This is a genomic window from Streptomyces sp. NPDC003393 (genome assembly GCF_053589015.1).
The window spans coordinates 16,502-39,367 of the sequence record NZ_JBSFRB010000034.1 but is presented as its reverse complement, the minus strand read 5'-3'; the positions used below and the strand labels follow the sequence as shown (position 1 = coordinate 39,367).

The 22,866-nt window shown below is 69.7% G+C and carries 14 protein-coding genes and 1 pseudogene; 7 read left to right on the top strand and 8 right to left on the bottom strand.

Annotated elements, in window-relative coordinates:
* Positions 1 to 273: 273 nt before the first annotated feature.
* Complete coding sequence (locus ACWDUZ_RS27545; protein ID WP_451634498.1) at positions 274 to 1,080, bottom strand: hypothetical protein; 807 nt, start codon at positions 1,078 to 1,080, stop codon at positions 274 to 276.
* A 355-nt stretch (positions 1,081 to 1,435) separates the two neighbouring features.
* On the opposite strand from ACWDUZ_RS27545, the gene ACWDUZ_RS27540 reads away from it, so the two are divergent.
* Together ACWDUZ_RS27540 and ACWDUZ_RS27535 are read left to right on the top strand one after the other, a co-directional pair.
* Positions 1,436 to 2,746, top strand: a complete 1,311-nt coding sequence (locus tag ACWDUZ_RS27540) for a hypothetical protein (protein WP_451634497.1) — start codon at positions 1,436 to 1,438, stop codon at positions 2,744 to 2,746.
* Positions 2,747 to 2,909: 163 nt separating this feature from the next.
* Positions 2,910 to 4,007, top strand: coding sequence for a hypothetical protein (locus ACWDUZ_RS27535; protein WP_451634496.1), 1,098 nt, complete (start codon positions 2,910 to 2,912; stop codon positions 4,005 to 4,007).
* An 83-nt stretch (positions 4,008 to 4,090) separates the two neighbouring features.
* Here ACWDUZ_RS27535 and ACWDUZ_RS27530 read toward each other — a convergent pair whose 3' ends face one another.
* The 3 genes from ACWDUZ_RS27530 to ACWDUZ_RS27520 all read right to left on the bottom strand — a co-directional run bounded on the left by ACWDUZ_RS27530 (position 4,091) and on the right by ACWDUZ_RS27520 (position 5,396).
* Positions 4,091 to 4,531, bottom strand: a complete 441-nt coding sequence (locus ACWDUZ_RS27530) for an ATP-binding protein (RefSeq protein WP_451634495.1) — start codon at positions 4,529 to 4,531, stop codon at positions 4,091 to 4,093.
* Positions 4,532 to 4,619: 88 nt separating this feature from the next.
* Entirely contained in the window at positions 4,620 to 5,087 is a 468-nt protein-coding gene (locus tag ACWDUZ_RS27525; protein WP_451634494.1) for a hypothetical protein, read from the bottom strand.
* Between the two features lie 84 nt (positions 5,088 to 5,171).
* The gene (locus tag ACWDUZ_RS27520; RefSeq protein ID WP_451634493.1) at positions 5,172 to 5,396 is read right to left on the bottom strand and encodes a DUF397 domain-containing protein; all 225 of its coding nucleotides are present in this window, start codon (positions 5,394 to 5,396) and stop codon (positions 5,172 to 5,174) included.
* Positions 5,397 to 5,715: 319 nt separating this feature from the next.
* Between ACWDUZ_RS27520 and ACWDUZ_RS27515 the strand changes: the two genes are divergently transcribed.
* Positions 5,716 to 6,606, top strand: a complete 891-nt coding sequence (locus tag ACWDUZ_RS27515; RefSeq protein ID WP_451634492.1) for a helix-turn-helix domain-containing protein — start codon at positions 5,716 to 5,718, stop codon at positions 6,604 to 6,606.
* A gap of 8 nt (positions 6,607 to 6,614) precedes the next feature.
* Positions 6,615 to 6,806 (top strand): DUF397 domain-containing protein, encoded by a 192-nt coding sequence (locus ACWDUZ_RS27510; protein WP_451634491.1) that lies wholly within the window; start codon positions 6,615 to 6,617, stop codon positions 6,804 to 6,806.
* Positions 6,807 to 6,851: 45 nt separating this feature from the next.
* Here ACWDUZ_RS27510 and ACWDUZ_RS27505 read toward each other — a convergent pair whose 3' ends face one another.
* The 4 genes from ACWDUZ_RS27505 to ACWDUZ_RS27490 form a co-directional block, all read right to left on the bottom strand.
* Entirely contained in the window at positions 6,852 to 7,295 is a 444-nt protein-coding gene (locus ACWDUZ_RS27505) for a hypothetical protein (RefSeq protein ID WP_451634490.1), read from the bottom strand.
* A 184-nt stretch (positions 7,296 to 7,479) separates the two neighbouring features.
* Positions 7,480 to 11,589, bottom strand: a complete 4,110-nt coding sequence (locus ACWDUZ_RS27500; protein WP_451634489.1) for an Eco57I restriction-modification methylase domain-containing protein — start codon at positions 11,587 to 11,589, stop codon at positions 7,480 to 7,482.
* Complete coding sequence (locus ACWDUZ_RS27495; protein WP_451634488.1) at positions 11,589 to 14,543, bottom strand: helicase-related protein; 2,955 nt, start codon at positions 14,541 to 14,543, stop codon at positions 11,589 to 11,591. The genes ACWDUZ_RS27500 and ACWDUZ_RS27495 overlap by 1 nt, the downstream gene beginning before the upstream one ends.
* A 58-nt stretch (positions 14,544 to 14,601) precedes the next feature.
* A complete protein-coding gene (locus ACWDUZ_RS27490) occupies positions 14,602 to 21,018 on the bottom strand; it encodes a protein kinase domain-containing protein (protein WP_451634487.1) in 6,417 nt (2,138 codons plus the stop codon).
* Positions 21,019 to 21,469: 451 nt separating this feature from the next.
* Here ACWDUZ_RS27490 and ACWDUZ_RS27485 point away from each other — a divergent pair.
* The 3 genes and pseudogenes from ACWDUZ_RS27485 to ACWDUZ_RS27475 form a co-directional block, all read left to right on the top strand.
* A pseudogene (locus ACWDUZ_RS27485) lies at positions 21,470 to 21,668 on the top strand (nucleotidyl transferase AbiEii/AbiGii toxin family protein); the annotation flags it as partial.
* A gap of 396 nt (positions 21,669 to 22,064) precedes the next feature.
* The gene (panD, locus tag ACWDUZ_RS27480; protein WP_189902425.1) at positions 22,065 to 22,484 is read left to right on the top strand and encodes an aspartate 1-decarboxylase; all 420 of its coding nucleotides are present in this window, start codon (positions 22,065 to 22,067) and stop codon (positions 22,482 to 22,484) included.
* A 36-nt stretch (positions 22,485 to 22,520) separates the two neighbouring features.
* Positions 22,521 to 22,865 (top strand): GNAT family N-acetyltransferase, encoded by a 345-nt coding sequence (locus ACWDUZ_RS27475; protein WP_451634486.1) that lies wholly within the window; start codon positions 22,521 to 22,523, stop codon positions 22,863 to 22,865.
* Position 22,866: the final 1 nt, after the last annotated feature.

Here is a 22,866-nt window from a genome sequence, read left to right as displayed (position 1 = left end):
CGGCAGGTGCCGATCCGGCCGCTTCCTCGCCGGTTCCGGCTTCGTCGTCCCGGCTGCGCAGTCGGCCGAGGGCCCACTTCAGACCCGCCCCGGCCAGGGTGAAAGCGAGGACGCCGGCAGTAGCCTCCACTCGCCCCTTCGTCCTGTAGTGGCCTCGTAAGTCGTCAGGCCCGCCCAGCTCCCCTGCCTCTTGGGTGAGCCGTGTCCAGTCGTTTCCCATGACTCCACTCGATCCGTCCGGTGGCCCGACTGCCCGTCGGGCAGCCGGCTCTCTCAGCCGCGCCCGGGGCGCCGATGCCGCCAGTACTGGTGGACCTTCAGCACCTCGTAGCTCCAGGCCATCTGTTGCTGCGCCACTGTGCCCGAGCACGGCAGGCCGAGCTGCTCCGCGATGACCGGAAAACGGGGATGCATCTGCCGGTCGCCGACGGTGAGGAGAGCGCAGAGGAGAGGTTCACCCTCCCGACGCTCCTCGTCCACCAGCCACAGGATGACGCTCTGGTCGTCCCGGTGGAGCCGTGGCAGTCCGGGGATGCGTTTGCTGATACGCGACCAGGTGGTCGTCGCGCTCATGCGGGCGCTCTGTTCCAGCAGAGGGCGGAGCTCGGTGGCGATCTCCGACAGCTGACCGGTTTCCAACAGGGGCGGTTCGTCACGACGGACCGGTGTCCGAGCACCGGAACCAGGCGTCGGCGAGGTCGCGCGGTGCGCTGCGGTCTCCTTGGCGGGCTTCGCCTCCCGACGCGGCACGTGACCGTTCGCGCGCTTCGCGGCGGAGCGGCGCCCCGGACGCGCCGTGGAGCGCTGCCCGGCCGGGGGTTCGTGCCGGACATCGGCCGCCGCCGCGCGCCGGCGCCCCTCCTCCAGCCAGGACGCGGAATTGATCACCTTCTTGAACGCCTGGAGTTCTTCCCGCTGCTTGCGGGTCTCACTGGGCGGCGCCTCGGCCACCTGGGACCAGGCCAGCCCGTAGAGGTCGGTCGCCTCGGCCACCGCGTATATGTCCACGGCGCGCTGCAGGTCCAGGAGGATGTGGTTGACGTTCCGGTGGAGGCGAGCGACGTCCATGGCGGTGCGCACGGGGCGCCCCGTGGTCCTGCGACGGAAGTCCGTCTGCCAGCTCGAGCCGCCGCTGAGACGTACCCGGTTCCGCGTCAAACCATCCCCCCACCGGTGACAGGCTGTGCGTCTCGTCCACGGCACGGACGAGAGGGTCGTCCCCCTCGACGACACCCGCATACGCAGACAACGCTAGATTGATGCGTTGGCAGTGTCAACAGAGCGCATGCTGAGTGGTGTTGCTCGCGCGCCGCGCCGACCGGCTGTGCCGAGAGGCGTTCGACGAGGACCGAGTGACACACGGTGTGCCGATTCGGCTATACCGTTCTGCTGGGACGTCAGACGCAGGCTGACGTGGGGATGAGTTGGGGGGACGTTGATCGACTACCGCAAGGCGCCGAACGTTCCGGTCTGGACGCTGGCGACACGCGATGTCCAGGTACCGGCAGTCATCGGGGACGGGCCGATGACGGCGGAGCGGCTGAGTGAACTGCGGGGTGTGCTCGCGGCGCTGGCAGACCAGCCGATCGCCACGCTGGAGGCGCACCCGCTGCCCGACAAGCTCGACCGCAGCCGGGGCATCCCACTCGATGCCGCCAGCCCGCTGGCGCAGCACCTGTCGCAGCTCATCACCGAGTCGGCGAAGACGTCCGCCGCGACGGCCTCGGGCGAGATTCTGTGCCGCGTGGTGGTCCCGTCGAAGGTCGCCGCCGAGCTCGGACAAGGGCTGGTTCGCTGGATGGAGCCGAAGGGGGCGACGGGCGGGTTCTACGGCACCCTCGTGAATTCGGCGACGGGCCAGATCGTTGCCAAGCCGACGCTTGTGCCGGTCAGTGGAGCGGCAGCGGCGGGCACGGTCGGTGGCGCGGGCGCGACCGCCGGCGCCGCGGCCGCGGGCGGCACGGTGCTCACCGTGGCCGCTCCGCTCGTGCTCATGGCGGTGGCCGTCGGGGTGAGCGCGCACGCCGACCGCAAGCGGCAGCAGGCCATCGAGCACATCACGGACCTTCTGGAGCAGCTCCAGGCCGACAAGCTCGACGACGAGCACAGCGCACTCAACGGCTGCCGTCCCGCCGTCGACAAGGCCACGGCCATCCTGCTCGACCAGGGCAGGCTCGGTGTCTCGCTGGGCCTCGACTCCGCGGTGCACGCCATCGACACGGCGCTGAGCAAGGCCGACATCCGTCTCGCCCGTTGGCGGAGCGCGCTCGACAAGCTGCCCGCCGGCGAGCCCGTCGAGATGGGTACGCTGACCGAGGCGTTCCCCGGCGTGGACGAACAGGGAGGTGTGTTCCGCACCCACCTCGAACTGGCCTCGCTGGCGATCGCGTTGAAGCGGCGCATCAACGTCCTCCAGGCGGTCGAGCGGGCCCAGAGCGAGCCCGACAACCTGTTTGAGAGCTTCGCCCGTGCCCTCAAGGACGACGAGCAGCGGCTTGAGGAACTGGAGAAGGGCATCGCCGGCGTGCTGCTGCGTCTGTCGACGCTGGAGCTGGCGCGCCCGAGCAGCAAGCGCCCCGTTTTCACGACTGGTGAGGTCGACCGGCTCCTGCGCTCGGCGTACCAGCTCCGCAGCCTGGGCGACGGCGTCGTACTCAACGGCCGCCCGGGGGACGTGGCGATCGAGATCGCCCGCGACCGGGACGGCTCGGTGGTGGTGTTCCCGGCGCTGCCCGCGGAGGCATAGCGCTGCGGAGGGGAGGGTGAGGGTGCGCGGCTCCGGCACGATCGTGTGTGTGGCTCGGCGGGGAAGTCTGCCCGACGTGCGTCGCATCCTCGCCCGAACGCATGCTGGTCAGAGTTTTGGCGTTCTGAGGAGTGATCAGGTGGATGGTGCTTAAGGTCACCGCATGGTGGGGTTGAGAACGCTGAAGGGGTACCTGCTCGAAGAGGTGCTCGCCTGGCTGCTGAGATCGAGTGGATACCGTCTGCTGACGGAGGCGGACGACACGGCCAGGCCCCCGTGGAAGGTGCTGGAAAAGCGCAAACACGGGCTGGTGGTCAGGGGACGGGGGGCCTGGCACCAGGCGGACGCTTTGGGTGAGTTCCCGTACGTCCCTCCGTTCTCGCTCCCGATCCGTCTGTTCGCCGAGGCCAAGTTCACCAGCCCCCCGGTCGGACTCAGTGTCGTACGCAACGGCCACGGTGTCGTGCACGATCTGAACGCAGGCGACGTCACCACGCTGGGCAATGGTGCGCGTCCTCGGCGCCCGAGGACGCGCTACCACTACAGTTACGCGATCTTCTCGACGTCAGGGTTCACGCAAGACGCGCAGGAGTTCGCACTGGCCCATCAGATCTCGCTCATCGATCTGTCGCTGCCTGACTTCAACCCCCTGTGCAAGCTGGTGAAGGACGCAGCCGAGGCGGTTTACGACGTGACCAAGTCGATGCCTCCGAGTCAGCGGCCCGCCGTGTACAGGATCCGCAACTACGTACGCCGCCACCTGCTGGACATGTACGAGGACCCCGTGCCCAGTTCCGCCGCGGTGACTCGTCCGCTCGACACGCTGGTGGCCGACCTGCAGCGTCTGCCTCTCGGACTCGTACTCGCCTTTCCCGCGGCTCCCTTCGTCCTCGGGCTCGTCTCCGACGACCTCGAGTATTTCTTCAGATACGCGCGGGCACATCCCACTCATGCAGTGCGCGTGCGCAGGAGCCAGCGGAGCGCAGGGCATCCCCTCTGGTTCCTCGAACCCCGTGAAGGACGTGCCTACACGCTGACCTTCAGCCTCCCGGAGTACGTCGAGGACTGGATTCTCGACCAGGAAGAGGGGATCAGGTCCCGCACCCGTCGGACGGCGCGTGACCTGCTCTCCGCCATCACTGTCTACTGGGTCGAGGGCGCACACACTCACACCTTCCGGCTTCACTACGACCCGGACGAGCTCCGTGAGGTCAGCGGAAGGCCCAGAACACCGTTCAGCGACTTGGACCTCCTGTACTGATCCCGAGGGTGGTCGGCTTGGTGTGATCGAGGTCGTCTGCCGAGGCCGGGTGGGAAAGCCGGCACGGTCGGTCGGCGAGGTGATCAGGGGCTGGTGTCGAGCAGGTCCGCCCGGACGGTCTTGCCGCTGGGCGGGTAGGGGACGCAGTCCCAGTGGTCGGCGAGGGCGGTGACGAGGGTCAGGCCGCGTCCGGTGGTGCCGAGTGGGTCGGTGTCCGTGGGGCGGGAGAGTGGGCGGAGGTCTCCGCGGGCGTCGCTGACCTCGATACGGAGGCGGCCGGCCGCCGGGTCGAGGGTGAGCGTGAGCCGGAAGCAGCGCCCCGGCACGCGTCCGTGCAGGACGGCGTTGGCGGCGAGCTCCGCCACGACGAGTTCGGCACGCTCCGTGAGGTCCTGCGAGACGTCCCAGGAACGCAGTTCGGTCACCGCGAGGAGCCGCGCGAGACGGGCGCCGCGCCGTGTGGAGGACAGGAGCTGGGTGAAGGTGCCGACGGGGGCGCCGACGTGAGGTGTTGCCTGGTTCATGGCGTCAGCGTGGCGGGAGTTGACGGGCGGAGGCGAGACCCGAGCCCCGTACGCTGAGTGAGCGTACGGAGCTGGAGCGAGCGGTCTTCTACGCGCAGGGGCACGGCAGTTCGGGGGCCGAGCGGTTCGGGGAGCACGTCACCACGGCGAGGGCGAGGTACGAGGGGCGTTCGAGGTAGTGGCCGTACGACACGTCGCCGCCCGCGTGTAACCGTTCGGCGGCGGAGTCCACCAGCCGGGCCAGGCGCGCGGTGTCCCGGTCGTGCTCCGCGGCGAACCGCGGGGCGTACTCGGCCAGGCGCTCACCCAGCCAGGCCGCGGCCTCCTTCGCCTCCTCCCAGGTGCCCCGCACTAGAGAGCGCGGCTTGACGAGCCAGTACGCCGTCTCCAGGGGCGGGAGGTCCGACGTGCGGAACTCCGCGGCGACCTGGCGGTAGCGCTCGATCAGTTCCGGCCTGCTCCCTGCTGGGGGCGGATCAGGGTGCGGAGGCCGTCGTAGGGCCTCGTCGTCGAAGCGCGTCTTCGGGCCGGTCCAGAGGTAGGCGTGGTGGTGCACGGGCTGCTCCCGGAGGGCGGAGCGCCGGCCGGACGCGGGGAGGGGCCCGGTCCGGCCGGCGACAGGGGAGGGGAGGGAGGAGGGTCAGGCGCCGAGGCCGAAGCGGGCCGGGTCGATACCGGCGGCGTCCAGTTCCTCCGTGGTGAACCGCAGGGGCGCAACGCCCGGCCGCTTGCTGTCGCCCAGCGCCCAGGCGTCCTCACCGATCCGGGCCAGCGTCACGCATCCCTCGGTGCAGGGGCCGCCGCACGCCTTCGTGAACGAGGCCGCGCTGATGTCGAGCGCGTAGAGGTTGGTTCCGTTCTGCATGACTGCACCTTCCAGCTCGTCTGACGCGGCCGGGTCCGGCCGCGGCCGCCCGTAGGGGGCGGGAGGGCACGGAGGGGGCGTGCCGCCTGGGTGTTTCCGCAGGTGAGCGGTGGACACGGACGGCTCGTCCCGGATCTCCGTGACCTCAGAGTGGCGGTCGGACGGGGCGGGGACGAGTGTGGCACCCCGTACGCTGAGTCAGCGTACGGACACGAAGAGTGGACGGTACGTCTGATGATCCGTCAGGCTGGGGGCGGATGCGGGCGGCGTGAGAGGCGGCCGGCGCAGCGCGGTGCGGAGGCGAGGAAAGGGGCGGCGGATGGACGTGGTCGGGGTCGAGGGGGAGGCGGCGGCCGGGAGCGCCGGCGGTGTGCGGGCGGTTGCGACGGGGCCGGTGGGGGAGTGGGAGCGGGAGCCGCAGCCGTCGGACAGCCTGCGGACGTTCGGGGCGGTCGTGCAGGCGCTGCGTGAGCACGCGGGGCTGAGTCGGGCGGACCTCGGTGCGAGGGTGCAGTACTCGAAACACACGGTCGAGTCGGTAGAGTTGGGGCGCCGGATGCCGGACGAGGCGTTCGTGGAGCGCGCGGAGGAGGCGCTCGGTAACACGGGTGCGCTGCGGAAGGCCGCGCGGCATCTCACGCGGGGGGAGGCGGGACTGGCGGCGTGGTTCCGGCGGTGGGCCCGGCTGGAGCGGGAGGCGGTGAGTCTGTGTACGTATGAGTGCCGGTTGGTTCCGGGGTTGTTGCAGTCGGAGGCGTATGCGCGGGCGGTGTTCGAGGGCACAATTCCGTTGCGGACGGACGAGGAGCTGGAGATGCAGCTCGCCGCACGGATGGAGCGGCAGGCGACGATGAGGGAGCGGCCCACGGTGCCGTTCAGCTTCATCGTCGAGGAGCACGTGTTCCGACGGCAGTTCGGGGATGCCGAGGCGATGCGTGGGTTGGTGGACCATGTTCTTGAGCTCACGGCTCCGCGTAACGTGACGCTCCAGGTGGTGCCGGTGGAGGCGCGGTTGCACGCGTGTCTGGATGGACCGTTGCAGATTCTGGAGACCTTGGAGGGGCGGCGGCTTGCTTACTCCGAGGGGCAGAAGAACGGGCGGCTGATCTCCGATGCGAAAGAGGTGACCGTGCTGTGCCAGCGCTATGACACACTGCGCTCGCAGGCCCTGAACCCCACAGACTCCCGGGACCTGTTGGAGCGACTGTGAGGAGAGCTATGAGCAGCGGTGCGTCGGAACTCGCCTGGTTCAAGTCCAGCTACAGCGGTAGCGAAGGCGACAGCTGCGTGGAGGTCGCGATCGCCGAACAGGACGTCCACGTACGGGACTCCAAGGACGTGACCCGGCCGTCCTTCGCCGTCGGCCGCGAAGGCTGGGGACAGTTCGTACGGTTCGCGTCGGAGCGATGAACGACTGGGGGCGTGCCGTCCGCTGGAGTAGCGGGTGGCACACCCTCACCGCGTTCGGGATCCCTTGCTCTCGTCTGCGGGGGCGTAGCCCAAGGCTGCGCGGTCTATGTAACGCTTGCTGAATCTGTCAACCGGTTTGCGCTTCGCCCTTCGGCGGCGGGACTTAGGCTCGGGCTTCGGGGCCAAGTCAGGCTTCGGAACTGGCTGTGGCTTGGGCTTCGGAGCAACCTTGGACTTCAGGATCGGGTTCGGCTTGGGCTCCTTTTCGCTCTTGGGCGTTGCCTTGCCACCTGTTCCGAACTTCCTCCGGAGCTCGGCGAGCTGTTTACGCTCCTGAACGGTTCGTGAAGCCGGAAGAGCTTCGACGAGCGCTCGGGCGCGGCTCAAGAGGTAACGGGCTTCGGTCCGGTGCTTGGTGGCACTAGCCATCTGTAGCCCTTTGATGGTGCGTTGCAGCGCCTGAATCTTCCCTTCCTGCTTCTTCGGCAAGGGGAAGTCACTGCCGCTCGAACGCCGCTGACTGGCGGCGCGGCCATGCCAGTCAGTACCCGAGGTCAGGACGACAGTCGAGCGAGGGTTGCTGGTCTGGCTTCTACGTACCACGTGCGTTGGTTCCTTGGATGAGCGAGGGTACTCCTGGGGTGGCCGTGGGCGCGGCCACCCCAGGAGTGGGTCAGTCGTGGCGCGGTCCCTGACCGGGGGGCGGGGTGAGGGTCGACTGGTAGGTACCGGACTCGCCCTCGGTGAGCGGGTTTTCCAGGGTCAGGCCGGCGGTGGCCATGCGGTCGTACTCGGCGAGGATCAGGTTCTTGGTGCGGAACTCTCCGTACTTTTCCTCATCTTTTCGCTTGACAATTGGAAACGTATCAAGGATGTACGACACATCGTCGCGGTTAATGCCGTACAGGTGGAAGAAGAGAGCGTCCAGCTCGCAGCGTATATGAGCCCGGCGTTCCTCGTCCCAGTGGAAAGGGAGGCCGTCGTCGCCGAGGTAGGCGGCGAAGGGGGCCATATCGTAAGCAGTATAGGCGAGTTCGAGAACGCGGGGGGTTACGACATCCATGTGAGGTGAAAGCTGCTGCGGGGTGAGGACTGGGAGTTGTTGGGCCGTGAAGAACGAGAGATGTGTTCCGCCGACCTTCTGCCGTACCGTGAAGTCCAGTGCGAAGGACGAAAGGCATCCCACGAGGCCAGCAACGGGGCCCCGAGACGGGAACATCAACAGCGTTGCATTAGGTGCGGCGACGCGAGGAATCACGGTGTTGATCATCGTGCGTTCATCTGTAGCTCGGCAGATGTCACGCCAACTGAGGAGCCAGTCGTGAGTCCAGCCGCGGTTCGTCAGTCGTTGATTCACGCCATCCGCTTTGACCTCAGCGCCATGCTTGTCGACCATTCCGGTTGGAATTTCGTGTTCGGCAGCCCAGTAGCGAGGGTGTGCAACGCTACCCGGATTCATTTTTTCTGTCAGACTGAGATCCCGCGTTTGGCCCTCGCGGGTGTAGGTGGCCCAGCGGTGGTTGAAGTGATGGAACATCTTTGCCTCGTACAGCGGCAGTAGTCGCTCGTTGCCCCGGACGAGGAGGTTGCCGTCGAATTGCCACCCGTCGGTAAGCATCGATTCAAGCGTCTCGCCGTTCGCTGCGGAAGGGCGAAAGAGGTGGGAGTCGTGCGACATGTTGAACAACCCCTGGTTGAAGGACACGCCCCACGGATTGCCGTTCTCCTTCTCGGACTCATTAAGGAGGACTGGTGCACGGTGATAGATGCCGAGCGTGATCTCAGCGTCTCGGCGGGAGCGGAAGATGGGGCAAGTTCCCGTATTGGGGTTAAGTAGCTTGATTTCCTCAGGGGTGAGAAGGAAGATATTTTCGGGGGAGTCCAACTCAAGCGGGTCGTGAAGGAAAAACGCGAATCTGGCTGCGGGTACTTGGAGGCTTCGGCCAGTGAACGATAGAACGCAGAACTTCATGCGTGAGTCTACTGCGGGAAAGAGACCGCCACGGTTCTCGAAGTCGAACAGTGCAGCCAGGGACCTAGTTGATACCAGGTGCTTGAAGAAGTATTGCGTACGAGCGTCCGTAGCGATGCCGGTCGGGGCGACGACACCTGTACGACCTCGATCAGCGGTCAGGATGCGGTCAACCTCAGCGAATAGCGCGTATAGATTGAGGTTGCCCTGCCCTGTCAAAAGGTAACGACCTGAGTTTCGTAGGAAGTGACTCTCGCCGAGGACCTTACGCTTCGCGGCCTCGTGTTCGTCGTAGAGGTCGACGGTGTCTGGGCTATCCTTGAGTGCCTCGATCTTCTTCTTGCGGGCAGCGGTATTATTGGTGGCCGCGATGTCGGGCGCTCGTACTGCGAAGAATTCAATTTCGGGCAAGTTCACACTATCCCATGGCGGATTCCCCACCACCACGTCGAACCCACCAGCCCAGCCCGTCTCCGGCTGGACGCCCAGACCTGACTCTGGAACCGAAAACACCTTCGGGAACTCCAGATGCCAGTGGAAGAACCGGTATTGATCCCGCAGACTCATGATTTCGGCGTGCGTGGCGTCCGGCACTGCCGACTGGTCGCGGTTTCGCAGCGTCCGGAACACCTGATCGGTAGGCGCCTCCGGTACCCCCTCCCACTTCGGCCAGACGAACGCGGAGCACCATGCGTCAGCGGCATGCAGGTCCTGCACGTACGTCGTGGACTCGACGTAGGCGCGGTAGGCGGACTCCTGCGCCCGCACCTGCTCCAAGGAGTCGGCCGGGGCCGCGGTGATCCGGGCCAGCTCGGCGGCGTACTGGTCGTTGCCAGGCGGGACGTCCGTGTCGAAGGTCAGCTCGTCCTGCCCCGCGCGCTGTGCCTTGTTCCGCTTCACCAGCGCAGCCGCGTACTTCTTGTCGTCCCCCTCGACGGGCTTGAACGCGTCGTCCGGAACCCCCTCCGCCAGCAACTTCGGCGTCGCCCCGATAAGCCCGTTGCCGTGCTTGACATGCGCGTCGAGGAACCCGAGCGGCTTACCCGGCTCCAGCGCCTCCAGCCACAGCGACACCTTCGCCAGTTCGACGGCCATCGGGTTGAGGTCAACGCCGTAGATGCAGCGCGCGACGACCTCATGCAGCGCATGGCGCACGGCATCGACCGTAGGCTCCGGGTTGCGCTCCCGCACCGAAGCCACCCGCTTGGCGATGCGCCGAGCCGAAGCGACGAGGAAGTGCCCGGAACCACAGGCCGGGTCGCACACCGTCAGGGACAGCAGCTCGTCGACGATGTCGTCGGTCGGGTCGGGACGGCCGGCCTCCGTGGCCCGCTGCTCGCCCCGCTTCACCGCGTCGTCTATGACCGGATCCAGCGTCGTATCCAACAGGCACTCGATCAGCGACGACGGCGTGTAGTAACTCCCCGTCGTCTTCCGGCTGTTCCCCGCGACCCCGATCAGCTCGAAGGTCCGCTCCGTCGCCGAGTGCTTCGGCTCCAGCTCCAGCAGCGACTCGTAGACCGAGCCCAGCTCCTCCGCGTCCAGGTGCCGGTAGTCGACGGACCGCCACCGCCGCGCACCCGGGTCCCGCACCTGCGCCAGGTGCCGCACGGCAGCCAGCAGCGACTCGTTGGACAGCTTCAGCCCGTCCAGCGGCGCGTCGGCCTCCGTGTGCGTGAACAGACCACCGAGACCGGGCAGCCCCAGCTCAGGACGGCCCTCCTCCTTACCCAGCGCCTCAAGAACGATCCGCAGCGCCTCGTACTGGTCACCGTGTGCCGTCCCCTGCCGCCGCCGGGCCCGCTCCCGCAGCCGCGCCGACGAGAAGTACCGCTCGTACGCCTCCCGCTCCCGCTCACTGGCGTTCGGGTCGAGCAGTGCGTCCCGGTCCTCAGCAACGAACACGAACAGCAGCCGATACACCAGCCGCAGCAACGCATCCCGCAGCGCCTTCGGGTCCACGTCCTCCCGCAACCGCACGTTCTCCGGGTGCCGCAGGAACCCGGTCCCGAGCACGGTCAGCGCGTTCTGCACGCCCAGCCGCAGCTGGTCCAGCGCACGCGCCCCTGACGTGACGGCCTCCGTACGCCACTTCTCCAGCCAGCACCCAGCCGGCGCAGCCCCATCCGGCACAGCGAACCGCGACGCGTGCAGCACGCAGTACAGCAGGACGAACTCGCTGAACAGCTCCCCGTCGAAGATCGCCTCGAGGTCGAACTCGACGTACGCCGCCGTCGCGAAGGACGACGAGTCCCGCAGCAGCCGCAGCCGGCGCCCGTTGGTGAGCACCGCCCACAGGTGGGCCTCCGTACGGTTCAGGCAGTCCTGGAGCATCGACTGCGCCGGGACCTGACCGGCCGCGGGCCGCTTGTCCAACTCCTGGTTCCACGCCACCAGGTGCACCAGCGCCGGACCATGCCGGTGCGACACCGGGAACCGCTTCTCCACATCCGAGTCGGCCGGAATGCCCGCCGCCCCGACCTCCGTCAGCGCGCCGAAGTCCAGCTTGCGGAAGAGCTGGGCGAGCCAGTCGGAGCCGGCGCGGCCCGTCGGGTCGGCGGACGGCGCGCCCGTGACCGGGTCGGAGGGCAGCGCGGCGCGCAGCTCGCGCCACAGTGGCTTGAGGTACTCCCAGGCGCGCTCGGCCTCGTCCCGCACGGGGACGGAGGCCGGCAGGCCGTAGTCGGCGGGCTTGGTGCCCGGCAGGTTCCGCGCCTCGGCGATGCGCAGCAGCATGTCGGCGGGGAGCAGACCGCCGACCGTGGTGACGGCGGTGTAGGCCAGGGCGGTGCGGGTGGCGGCGGCGGACATCAGGCTTCGGCTCCGGACACGGTAGAGGCGGCGGGGGCGGCGGGCGGCACGTAGACGTACACGCCGAGGACGTCGGCGGGCTCCTGCGGGACGACCTTCAGGCCGCGGACGATCTCTTCGTTGGCCTTGCGCACGCGGCGGTGCGAGGCGTCGAGTTCGGCGGCCAGGCGGGTGCCGTACTCGGTGAGGTGGTCGGCGAGGCCGGGCAGGCCCTCCAGCGCGCGGGTGATGGCCTTGCGGGCGGCCAGCTCGTGGGTGTTGGCGGTGGCGCGGGCGCCGAGCAGTGCGGCGGCCGCATCGTCTTCCAGCCAGCGGGCGCGCTGCGGCAGACCCTCGTAGGCCAGCAGCCGCGCGTCCTCGGCGACCACCTGCCGCTCACCCGAACGGGACGGCAGAGTGAGGTGGAAGCGGTAGCGGACCAGCAGCAGCGTGGTGCGGACGCTCACCGCGTCCGTCGTCACCACACCGCAGCGGCGCGCCGGGCGCGGACCCTGCGCCTTCGCGTCCAGTGCCGAGTCCAGGACGTACAAGGCGACGGCCCCGATCGCCGGGTCGGTCCGGACGAGGGCGGCCTCGCCGCGGCCGATCGCCGGCGTGGTACGGAACGGGATCGCGCGATCCTCCTCGACCAGCCGGTTGCCCAGCGTGGCCGCGAGCGCGTCCCGCAGTCCCGCCGGGGTGCCGCCGACCTGCGCCGTGAAGTCACCGCTGCCGTCCCGCGGATCGCGCACGAGCGCGTCCAGGTCCCGCAGCGCCTCCAGCGTGAACTCGCGCACCTCCTCCGCACCGCCGAGCGCGGCCCGTACGGCGGCCACCTCGCGGGCCACCTCCTCCGGGTGGATGGCACGCTGCGCGTACTTGGAACGGGACGTCTTCTCCCGCTCGGCCGCCGACGTCCACTCCCGCTGGATGCGGTCGAACGACTCCTGGTGGGCGTCCATCTCGAACAGGCTCTCCTGGCTGCCCTGCCGGCCGTGCAGCAGCAGCCACTCCACCACGGCGTCCGTGACGCCGCTCGCGGTCTCGTCGGGCACGGAGACGGAGATGCCCAGGTCCTTCTTGATCTGCCGGTGCTTCTTGAACAGCACCTCCAGGACCTTGCCGTCGATGCCGTTGTCCTCGCCGTACATCGTGATGACGCGGACCTGGTCGCGCTTCTGCCCGTACCGGTCGACGCGGCCCTCGCGCTGGTCGTGGCGGGTCGGGTTCCACGCCAGGTCGTAGTGGACGACGGCGTCGAAGTGGTGCTGGAGGTTGACGCCCTCGGAGAGACAGTCGGTGGCGATCAGCACGCGCCGCACGCCCGGGTCGTCGCCTGCCTCGGCGGCCTCGGCGGCGAGCTGCTCGATCCGCTCCAGGCGCTGCTGCGGGGAGAGCGTGCCGGTCACGGCGGCGATCTTCGTCTTCTTGCCGAGCTTGCCGTCCAGCTGCGCGGCGAGGTAGTCGGCCGTGGGGATGTAGCGGCAGAAGACGATCGGGTGGTAGCCCTGACCGATCAGGTCCTTCAGGTGCTTGGTCAGCGCCTTCAGCTTCGCGTCCCCCGCCGGACCCATCAACTCCTCGGCGCGCCCGGCGAGTTCCAGCAGCCGCGCGCCCGCGTCCTCCGACTCGGCGGCGCCGGGCGCGACGTCCATGCCCTCCAGCCGGTCGTTCTCGGCGGAGTCGGCGGCCACCGGGGAACCCAGCACGTCCGCCTCGTGCGCGGTGCGGGCGGTGGCGGACTCGGAGCGCGTCTTCAGGGTCTGCGCGGCGGCGGCCGGGGACGACACCATGGAACGCAGCAGGGCGATCACCGACCACCAGGCGATGCGGGCCTCCCGCTTGCCCTGCTCGCCGGCCGCGTGCACGCGGTCCGCGGCGTAGGCGATCGCGTCGTCGAGCAGCGCCCGGTAGGCGGGCGTCAGCTTGTACGGCTCGTCCTTCGTCCAGCGGTCGGACGGGAACACGGTCCGCTCCGCCAGCGAGTCGTCGGCGAGGCCGTCCTCCTTGGTGAGGTAGTCGCGCACGTCGGCGCGCTTGCGGGCCACGAAGTGCTCGGCAAGCTTGGCTCGCCCCGCCGGGTTCTCCAGGTCCAGCGTCGCCAGTTCGGGCCGCACCAGGCCGAGCAGGTTGCGGAACGCGGACTCCTTGCCGGAGTGGGGGGTCGCCGTCAGCAGCAGCAGGTGGCGGTCGGCGTCGGCGGAGACCTTCCGCAGCAGCTCGTAGCGGAGCTGGTTCGTCGCGGAGGACGCGCCGCCCTGCGCGGGGTCGTCGGCGGCCACGCAGGTGTGCGCCTCGTCGACGATCACCAGGTCGGGGCAGTGCTTGACGAAGTCCTCACGGTGGCGGGTCGACTTGATGAAGTCCGTCGAGATGATCGTGAACGGGTGCCGGTCGAACAGCGACTGGCCCAGCTCCAGGTTCCGCTCCAGGCGCGACACCGTGGACGCCAGCACCAGTTCCGCGTCGATGCCGAACTTCTCCCGCAGCTCGCCCTGCCACTGCTCGGCCAGCGCGGGGGAGCACAGCACCGCCAGCCGCGTCGCCTCGCCCTGCGCCAACAGCTCCCTGGCGATCAGGCCCGCCTCGACCGTCTTGCCGATACCGACGTCGTCCGAGATCAGCAGCCGTACCGTGCGCTGCCGCAGCGCCATCAGGAGCGGCACCAGCTGGTAGGCGCGGGGCTCGACGGCGATCGACGCCAGCGAGCGGAACGGGCCCGCGCCCGACCGGAACCCGATGCGCAGCGCCGTGCGCAGCAGACCGGCGGCCCGCTGGTCGCCCAGGTCGTCCGGGCTCGGCGCGGCGAACTCGGCGGGGCGCACCTCCTCGAACGAGGGGAAGACGGCCGCGATGTCGTCCTCGCTCCCGCCCAGCGGGCGCAGCACCAGCATGTCGGGGGCGCTCTCGGGCAGCACCACCCATTCCCGGCCACGGGCCGCGACCAGCGAGCCGGCTGTGTACGTGAGGCTCATGGGATGTCTCAGTTCCTCGGGTCGATACGTCGGGAGGTCGAAAGGGGGCGCGGGACGGTCAGCGCAGGTGGAAGTAGGCGGCGTGGTGCTCGACGACGGCGTCCCAGTCCGCGTCCGCCGGGAAGCGCAGCACGTCCCAGCCCGCCTCCTCCAGGCGGTAGCCGGCCTCCACGTCACGGGAGGAGTCGGCAGGGCGGTCCGGGGTGTCGACGAACACGGCGAGGTGGACGCCCTCCAGACGGAACACCAGGTCGGGCCGCGCCGCCGCCCCGTCGACGAACACGTCGACCTCGTCCGGCAGCCGGTAGCCCTTCGCCTTCAGCCAGCCCACCAGATCGCCCTGCGCGACGAGCGCCGCCAGGTCCGTCTCCAGCGGCGTCGGCACGGACACGGGGGAGTCCCCGGCGGCGGCGGGAGCGTCCCCAGCCGTCGTCGTGGTGCCCGCACTGGCGGCCGCCGCCGGGACGAGCCTGCGGAACGCCTCGCTGCGCGACTCCCCCCGGTCCTCCCGCTCGGTACGGGCGCCGGCCAGGCGCAGCAGCAGCGGGCGGGCGGTGTGCCGGCTCAGCTGCCGGTGGTGCCCCTGGTTGGCGTACGTCAGCAGGCAGGTGTAGCAGCCGCGGGCGCACTTCTCGCGCTTTGCTCGGACGCACTTCTCGTCCTTTGCAGGGCCGCCCAGGTCCTTGCCCGTGTCCGGGTCGAAGTGGCAGATCTTCAACGCGGTCCGGGCGGCCTTCGCCAGGGCGTCCTTCTCGTGCTGGATACGGCGCAGCACGCCCGCGCCGCCCTCCGCGGCCTCCGTGAACAGCAGGCGGCGGCGCGGCCCGTCGTCCGGGGGCAGCAGCTCCGCCGTCAGCTCGGAGTCCTCCAGCTCGAACGCCGCCTCGATGCCCCGCTCCAGGGCGTACAGGAACGACAGCGCCACCGGCTCCGGCTGCGGCTCGTCCAGCGTCACCACCAGGATGTTCCGGCGGTCCTCCACGTACGGCAGGACCCGCTTCTTGCGGCGCTTCTCGTTGCCGTCCTCGTCGACCACCGGCATGCCGGTGCCCTCGATGGCGTCCGCGGCAGCCCGGTCGTTCAGCCAGCGGCCGTCGCCCAGGTCCAGCCAGTAGCCGTCCGGCTCGCCCTCCTTGTCGCGGACCCGGCCCAGGTTGGTGATGCGGACGGTCGCCGAGTCGCCGTAGTCCAGGTCGAGGACGGGCGCGCCGTCCCCGTCGGCGACGTGCGAGGTGAGACGGCCCTTGCGGGCGCCGTGGTCCTGGAACGCGTACGACGTCTCCAGGCGGAAACCGGCCCTGCGCCGCTCCTCCTCGTCGGAGGAGATCCGCTCGCGCGGGGTCGTGTACACGGTGTGCAGCTGGAGCAGGCCCGTGCGCTTGCCGCGCAGCGGCTCGCCGCACATGGCGCACAGGTCGGAACCGGCCCTGACGTCGTGGTGGTAGCCGCAGCCGTCGCAGCGGCGGGCCTCCGCCGTCGCCAGGTCGCCCGAGGCGTCCGGGGGCAGCTGCACCCGGGTCACCTGGTAGCGGGCGCCCTCGTGGTAGATGAGCGCGCCGGGGCCGAACTCGCGGATCGCGAGGAACCGGGGCCGCTGCAGGTAGTCGCCGTCGGCGTTGCGGCGGTTGCCGGAACGCGGGATGTACGCGGCCAGCGGCAGCCTCGGGAAGCTGTAGCCGGGCAGGAACCCCTCGGACGCCAGATAGCGGTACGGGTTGAAGTCGCTCATCACCGACTTGCTGTCGGTGGAGCGGTTCAGCAGCAGGTTCGTCTGCGTCTCCGCCTCCCGGCGACGGGTGCGCGCCCGCGCCTGCTCACCGGGGGAGAGGGTGTGGTCGACGACCCGCTTGTTCTGCTCGTACTGGTCGATGACGGCAGCCCGGAACAGGTCCCGCCACCGGTCGAACGCCGCGTCGAACTTCGCCGGGGCGCGCTCGATCCGGTCCTCGATCCACTCGTCGTACCACCAGGTCGTCGCCTCGAAGTCCGCGATCAGCGGCGCGAGGACCGTGCGGGCCGCGGCGACCGCACGGCGGCGGGCGCCCTCGTCCAGGGACAGGTCACGGATGCCGTCCAGCAGCGGCAGCGGCATCTGCGGGTCGGGACGGTCGCCGCCGTCCGGGTCGTAGGCGACGTCGACGACGTCCGGGATCGCGGCGCCGAGCTTCATCCCGGTCTCCGCCAGCCAGATGCCCTGGAGGTGCGAGCGGACCAGGTCCTCGTTGGCGAGGTCCAGGCGCGGCGGGGCCACCTGCCCCGACACCATGTCCTGGGAGCGCCGGAAGTAGTACTGGTCGTGGCTGTTGCCCGTCGCGCAGTACGTGGTCACCAGGGCGGGCTGGCCGGAGCGGCCCGCGCGGCCCGAGCGCTGCGCGTAGTTCGCCGGGGTCGGCGGCACGTTGCGCATCATCACCGCGTTGAGCGAGGAGATGTCCACGCCCAGCTCCATCGTCGGCGAGCAGTACAGCAGGGGCAGTTCGGCGTCGCGGAACTGCCGCTCGCGCTCCAGCCGGTCCTCCGGCGTGACCTGCGCGGTGTGCTCCCGCGCGAACAGGCCGGCCAGCTCGGCCGCCGCCGTGCGGTACAGGTCGCGGAAGAAGGGGTTGACGCGGGGTCCCTCGCCGCTGCTGTAGGTGCGCGCCAGCGGGTCGACCGCGCCCCGCTCGCCGTCACCGGCCCGCCAGATCAGCGCGGCGGCCGCCACCCGGTAACCGGTGCGCTTCTCCGACGCGCGGCGGCGGAAGGCCGGCCCCGAGCGCTCCGGGGTCGCCTCCACCTCGCGTACGAGTTCGGCGTCCCGCAGTACCTTCAGCAGGTCCTCGATGACGCCCTGCACATCGTCAAGGGAGGCGGACGCCTCACGCAGCGCGGGCAGGTTCCGCCGCAGGTACTTGCCGAACTTGCCGCGCGCCGACAGGAACAGCGCGGACCGCTCCATACCCGGCCGCGAGCCGTACGGGTAGGCGGTGCCGACGGTCGGCTGGTCGGAGTCGCTCAGCACCCACGGTCCGGTCAGGCGCTCCTCGCTCGCCCGCTGCAAGGTGTCGAAGTCGTCGCGGAAGTACTGCACGTCGATGGCGAGTTCACGCCGCATGTAGTCGAGCAGCGTGCGGCCGATCTCCTCGCGCAGGGCCGGATCGGCGTCACGCAGCACCGCGTGCGCGGACTGCCAGCGGTCCGGCTGGGCGGCCACCCAGTCCAGGTCCTCGTAGTCGATCCGCAGCAGACCGGTCTGCTCCAGGTTCGGCATCGTGATGCGCCAGCCGCGCTCCAGGTCCCGGTAGAGGCGGTACCCGACGACGTCCCGGAACACCTTCGCCGCCCGGCGCTCCATGGACGGAGGCAGGTGGGAGCCCGTCGCGTAGTCGCGGGGCGTCAGGCCCATCACCTCGGTGACGGCCTCGGCGAGGTCGTCGTGGCGCAGCCCGTCCTCACCCGCCTGCACCGCCGCCTGGTACAGCGCGCCGCGCAACTGCGTCACCTGGGCGAAGTCGTTGAAGTGCCCTGCCTGCAGGGACGCGTCCTGCCGGTTGTCGACGAAGGTGAGGAGCTTGCGCGCCTCCTTGCCGAGGCTGTCCTCGGGCACTGCCCGCAGGGACTTCACGATCGACGCGGAGATCAGCGAGGTCGCCGACGAACGCCCCTCCTGGTCCAGGGTGGCCAGCTTGGCGAAGTCCCGCCCGCGCGTCTGCTCGTAACTGACCTGGCAGTGCACGCAGAAGAGGAACGGCGCCGGCACGAACGCCGCCACCAGGCCCTCACCGGACTCGTTGCCGTGGGCGTCCACGACGACGCGCTTCGGCAGACGAGGGCGGTAGGACTTCTTGACGGTCATCCCGCCGTTCGCGTCCGGCTCCAGCCACGACTCCGGCAGCCGGCGGTCGTCCACGGCCTTCTGCGGGTCGGCCGGCCACTCGTAGTCCTGCCCGGGCATGCCCAGATACAGGTAGCCCTCGCCCTCACGCCCCCCGGAGGCGGAGGTGTCCCGGCGCGGCTCGTAGCGGAACGCGCCGCCGTCCTCGGTGCGCCAGACCGTCAGGTACTCCTGCCCGCACTCACGGCAGAACGCCAGCGGGAACAGCGGCTTGCCGCCGCTGTCCGGCTGCTCCAGCTGATAGGTGCGGGTCAGCGGCCGGGTGAGCGGGTCCTCCAGCGTCGTGTAGACGGTGTCGCCCTTGGACAGGAACTGGTGCAGCCGGAACGCGAACAGCGGCCGCTCCGTCACCGGGTGCTTGGCCTGCGCGCCCGCCTCCAGCGTCGTGCGGATCGCCTCGCGCACGGCCTCCTCGGCGACACCGGACACGGCGGACAGCTCCGCCGCCGCCTCCTCGACGGTCGCCGGGGCACGGCGACGCAGCCGGCCCGTGCCCTCCTCCTGCTTCAGCCCGAACCGCGACTCCACCCAGCGCGCCAACGGGTCCTTCGTCAGTGCCTCGTACGACCGGGGCGCCGAGGGCACCCGCAGCCGCTCGGCGGGCACGGACTCCGGCGCCTCGTCGGTGGCCCGCACCAGGGTCTCGCCGATGACCCGATCCGGCAGCACCGTCGTGCCGAACAGCCGCTTGGCGACCTTCGCCACCTCACGCCGCTGGTCGTCCCAGGTTCCTTCGGTGGACATCGTCGCCGAGGTGCCGATGCACTGGAGGGACTCCGACGCCCGGCAGGCCTCGCGGACCCGCCGGATCAGGAACGCCACGTCGGCGCCCTGCCGGCCCCGGTAGGTGTGCAGCTCGTCGAAGACGAGGAACTGCAGCCCTTCGGCCATGCGGATCAGGCTGGACCGGTCGTCCGGCCGGGTCAGCATCAGCTCCAGCATCACGTAGTTGGTGAGCAGGATGTCCGGAGGGTTCTTGCGCAGCTCACGGCGCTCCTCGGTGGACTCCTGCCCGGTGTACCGGGCGAAGGTGACCGGCTCGCGGCCCTTCCCGAAACCGTGGCGCAGGTACTTCTCCAGCTCCCCGAGCTGCGAGTTGGCCAGTGCGTTCATCGGGTAGACGACGATCGCCCGCACCCGGCGCTCGGCGTTCGGTCCCGCCGCCTCACGCTCCTTCAGGACGCGGTCGACGATCGGCACGATGTACGACAGCGACTTGCCGGAGCCGGTGCCGGTCGTCAGTACGTAGGAGTCGCCCGCCTGCGCGGCCTCGATCGCCTGGCGCTGGTGCAGGTGGAAGGTCAGCGGCCGTCCGTCCGGACGCGACGAGGTCTCCTTCTTGCCCGCCTGGAAGATCTCCGCGCACTTCGGGTGCAGGACGCCGTCCCGCACCAGGTCGGTGACCTGGCCGCCGTCGGCGAAGAACGGGTTCAGCGACAGCCATGGGTCGGGCCACTGCGACTTCGCCCTCAGATCGTCGGCGACGAAGCCCTCGATGCGCGCGTCCCGGATCACCGTGCCGCTCTTGGTGAAGCTCTCGTACTCGGTGATCAGGTCGGCGTGGATACCGAAGACGTCCATCGCCTCCGGCAGGCGCGGCTGCCTGCGCGGCGCGGGCGCGGGTACGGCGGGGGCCCGCTCGGGGAGCAGGGCGCGCAGCCGCGCCACCGGGTCCATCTGCTGCCAGTGCGGAGCGAGCAGGGCGGCCGTGGCGTCCTGAGCAAGCGCGAGCGGGACCAGCGCCTCACGGACCGACGCGGCGTTCTCCGGGCGGTGTTCGGCGTCCTTCTCCAGCAGACGCTCCACCAGCCGCACCAGACCGGCGGGCAGATCCGGACGCACCAGCGTCAACTTGGGCGGCAGCTCCCGCAGATGCTGCTCGGAGATCTCGTAGTGGGTCCGGCCGGAGAACGGCGGACGGCCGATGAGCAGTTCGTAGAGGATGCAGCCGAGCGCGTAGAGGTCGGCCGAGGCGGAGACCTGCTCGGCGCGGAACTGCTCGGGCGCCATGTAGCGGGCTGTGCCGAGGCTGACGCCCGTGCTGGTCAGGCGCGTCTGGTCGGGGTCGTCGACGATCGAGCCCATCCCGAAGTCGAGGACCTTGACGGTGCCGTCACCGGTCAGCATCACGTTGGCCGGCTTCAGGTCGCGGTGGACGACCCCGGCGGTGTGCGCGGCGGTGAGTCCGGACGCGATCTGAGCGCCGATGGCGGCGACCCAGGAGACGGGGAGCTGGGGCTCCTCGTCGATGAGGTCCGCGAGCGGACTGCCGTCGAGCAGCTCCATCGCCAGATACGGCAGGCCGCCGCCGTCCTCGGCGTCGTCCACACCGCCGTCGATCAGGAGGGTGAGGTTCGGGTGCCCCTGGGAGAGCATGCGCATGATGCGCACCTCGCGGCGGAAGCGGGCGGTCTCCTTGCCGGTCCCCGAGGTGTCGATCGCGCCTCCGGTCCGGCTGCGCAGCAGGGTCTTGACGGCGACCTGCCGGTGCGGGGAGTCCGGGGCGGCCTCGAGGTCCTCGGCCCGGTGCACCTCGCCCATGTTTCCGCGTCCGACCACGCCCGTGATGCGGAAACGTCTGCCGACCGTCTCCAGGTGCACTGCCCCTCCCCATTTCACCCGTTGCGTGCGCGGTGGGTGTATCCCGCAAGGGAGGCTATACCGTCCCGGTTGAAGAGGATCGTATATATGCGTTGACGTTGTCAACATATTGCGGGGTTGATTTGTAGCGACGGGCCTGGCGGCTGCCCGCGGGTCGTCAGGCGGGCGTGTCTCATCGGTCGTATGGCTCGCGGTCTGCCAGGGAGCGGCTGGCGGGTCGGCCCGGAGTGGTCGCCGGGTTTGCAGCAGGACAGTGCCGACGGGCAAGCGGCGGCGGGACTGCACCGGACACGGATGATGGGAGCGCGGCCGCGACGGGGCAGGCGACGCGCGCCGTCCCGGCTCTTCTGCCTGCGGACATGTCTGCCTCGCTCAGCCGACCGCATTTGCCTCGTCCCGCTCGATCGCCCGGTGAGTCATACCTGGCACTCCCAGCAGTTCCATCTGAGCCGGCGGATACGCCGTGCAGCCCCACGGCCTGATCGAACGCTTCAGCCGTGACCTTGACGTCGCCACCGGAGAACCCCGCTCCGATGCAGGAGATCGTCGCCCCACTCACAGCGGGGCTCAGCGCGCGCTGACGGCAGACCACTTACGTCCAGACCGATCCGCTCAGCGGCCGGTTCCTCGTCACCGATCCGGACACCGGAAGGCTTCCGGCTGGAGCTGGCTCAGTCGCAGGTCCGCTCGACCGCCTAATGGTTCGGGACCGGATGAAGCACGGGCTGCCGGGTGCGTTGAACGACTTCCAGGTCGATGCGGAGGATGGCTCCGTGCTCGACGAAGTGCTTACCTGGCGCGTCGTCAGTAAGTCAGCATCTGGTCGGCATGAGTTCTCGCAACTCCGAGACAGGTTGCTCGAGCCGGTGCTTGGTCGCCGATGGTGCAACAGCCTGGTCTTGCGCGTAAGCGCAGGCGAGGAGCCTTCTTGCCCGAGTGAAATCGGTGTTCCTCGAAATCTTCGACTCCAACGTGCGCCGGTGTACAGTGAACAACGCCCTTGACCTGCAAAAAGCAGGCAGGGAGCCGTCTTTCAGGAGTTCGACATGCTGCGCACCATGTTCAAGTCCAAGATCCACCGCGCCACCGTCACCCAGGCCGACCTGCACTACGTGGGATCGGTCACCATCGACGCGGACCTGCTCGACGCCGCCGATCTGCTGCCCGGCGAGCTCGTGCACATCGTGGACATCACCAACGGATCCCGGCTGGAGACGTACGTCATCGAGGGCGAGCGGGGATCGGGGGTCGTCGGCATCAACGGGGCGGCGGCGCACCTCGTGCACCCCGGAGACCTCGTGATCATCATCAGCTACGCTCAGGTGACCGACGCCGAGGCGCGGACGCTGAAGCCGCGGGTCGTGCACGTGGACGCCGACAACCGGATCGTGGAGCTGGGGGCCGACCCGTCCGCCCCCGTACCGGGCACGGACCAGCAGCGCAGCCCCCAGGCCGTACCGGCCTGACCGCCGCCGAACGACACGTCCAGGAGGTACCGGCCGATGAGTGGCATCGACATCCGCGACGACCGAGCGGCCGGCCGCCTCGAGGCGGTCGCCGACGGTGACGTGGTGGGCCGGATCGAGTACTTCCTCCTGGACGAGCCCCGGCGTGCGCTGGTGCCCGTGCACGCGATCGTGGAGCCGGCCCACGAGGGCAAGGGCATCGCGGGCTCGCTGACGCGAGAGCTGTACGCCCTGGCACGGCGTGAGGACACCACCGTGGCCCCGCTGTGCCCCTACGTCGTCACCTGGGCCGAACGCCACCCGGAGGAGGCCCCGGCCGCCGATCCCGAGCTGCTGGAAGCCGCACAGGCCTGGCTCGCGGCGCATCCGGAGCGGTTCTGAA

Coding starts and splice junctions, on each gene's coding strand:
- ACWDUZ_RS27535 (WP_451634496.1), top strand. CDS start 2,910: ATGGTGGGGTTGAGAACGCTGAAGGGGTACCTGCTCGAAGAGGTGCTC.
- ACWDUZ_RS27530 (WP_451634495.1), bottom strand. CDS start 4,531: ATGAACCAGGCAACACCTCACGTCGGCGCCCCCGTCGGCACCTTCACC.
- ACWDUZ_RS27520 (WP_451634493.1), bottom strand. CDS start 5,396: ATGCAGAACGGAACCAACCTCTACGCGCTCGACATCAGCGCGGCCTCG.
- ACWDUZ_RS27515 (WP_451634492.1), top strand. CDS start 5,716: ATGGACGTGGTCGGGGTCGAGGGGGAGGCGGCGGCCGGGAGCGCCGGC.
- ACWDUZ_RS27510 (WP_451634491.1), top strand. CDS start 6,615: ATGAGCAGCGGTGCGTCGGAACTCGCCTGGTTCAAGTCCAGCTACAGC.
- ACWDUZ_RS27500 (WP_451634489.1), bottom strand. CDS start 11,589: ATGTCCGCCGCCGCCACCCGCACCGCCCTGGCCTACACCGCCGTCACC.
- ACWDUZ_RS27495 (WP_451634488.1), bottom strand. CDS start 14,543: ATGAGCCTCACGTACACAGCCGGCTCGCTGGTCGCGGCCCGTGGCCGG.
- panD (WP_189902425.1), top strand. CDS start 22,065: ATGCTGCGCACCATGTTCAAGTCCAAGATCCACCGCGCCACCGTCACC.
- ACWDUZ_RS27475 (WP_451634486.1), top strand. CDS start 22,521: ATGAGTGGCATCGACATCCGCGACGACCGAGCGGCCGGCCGCCTCGAG.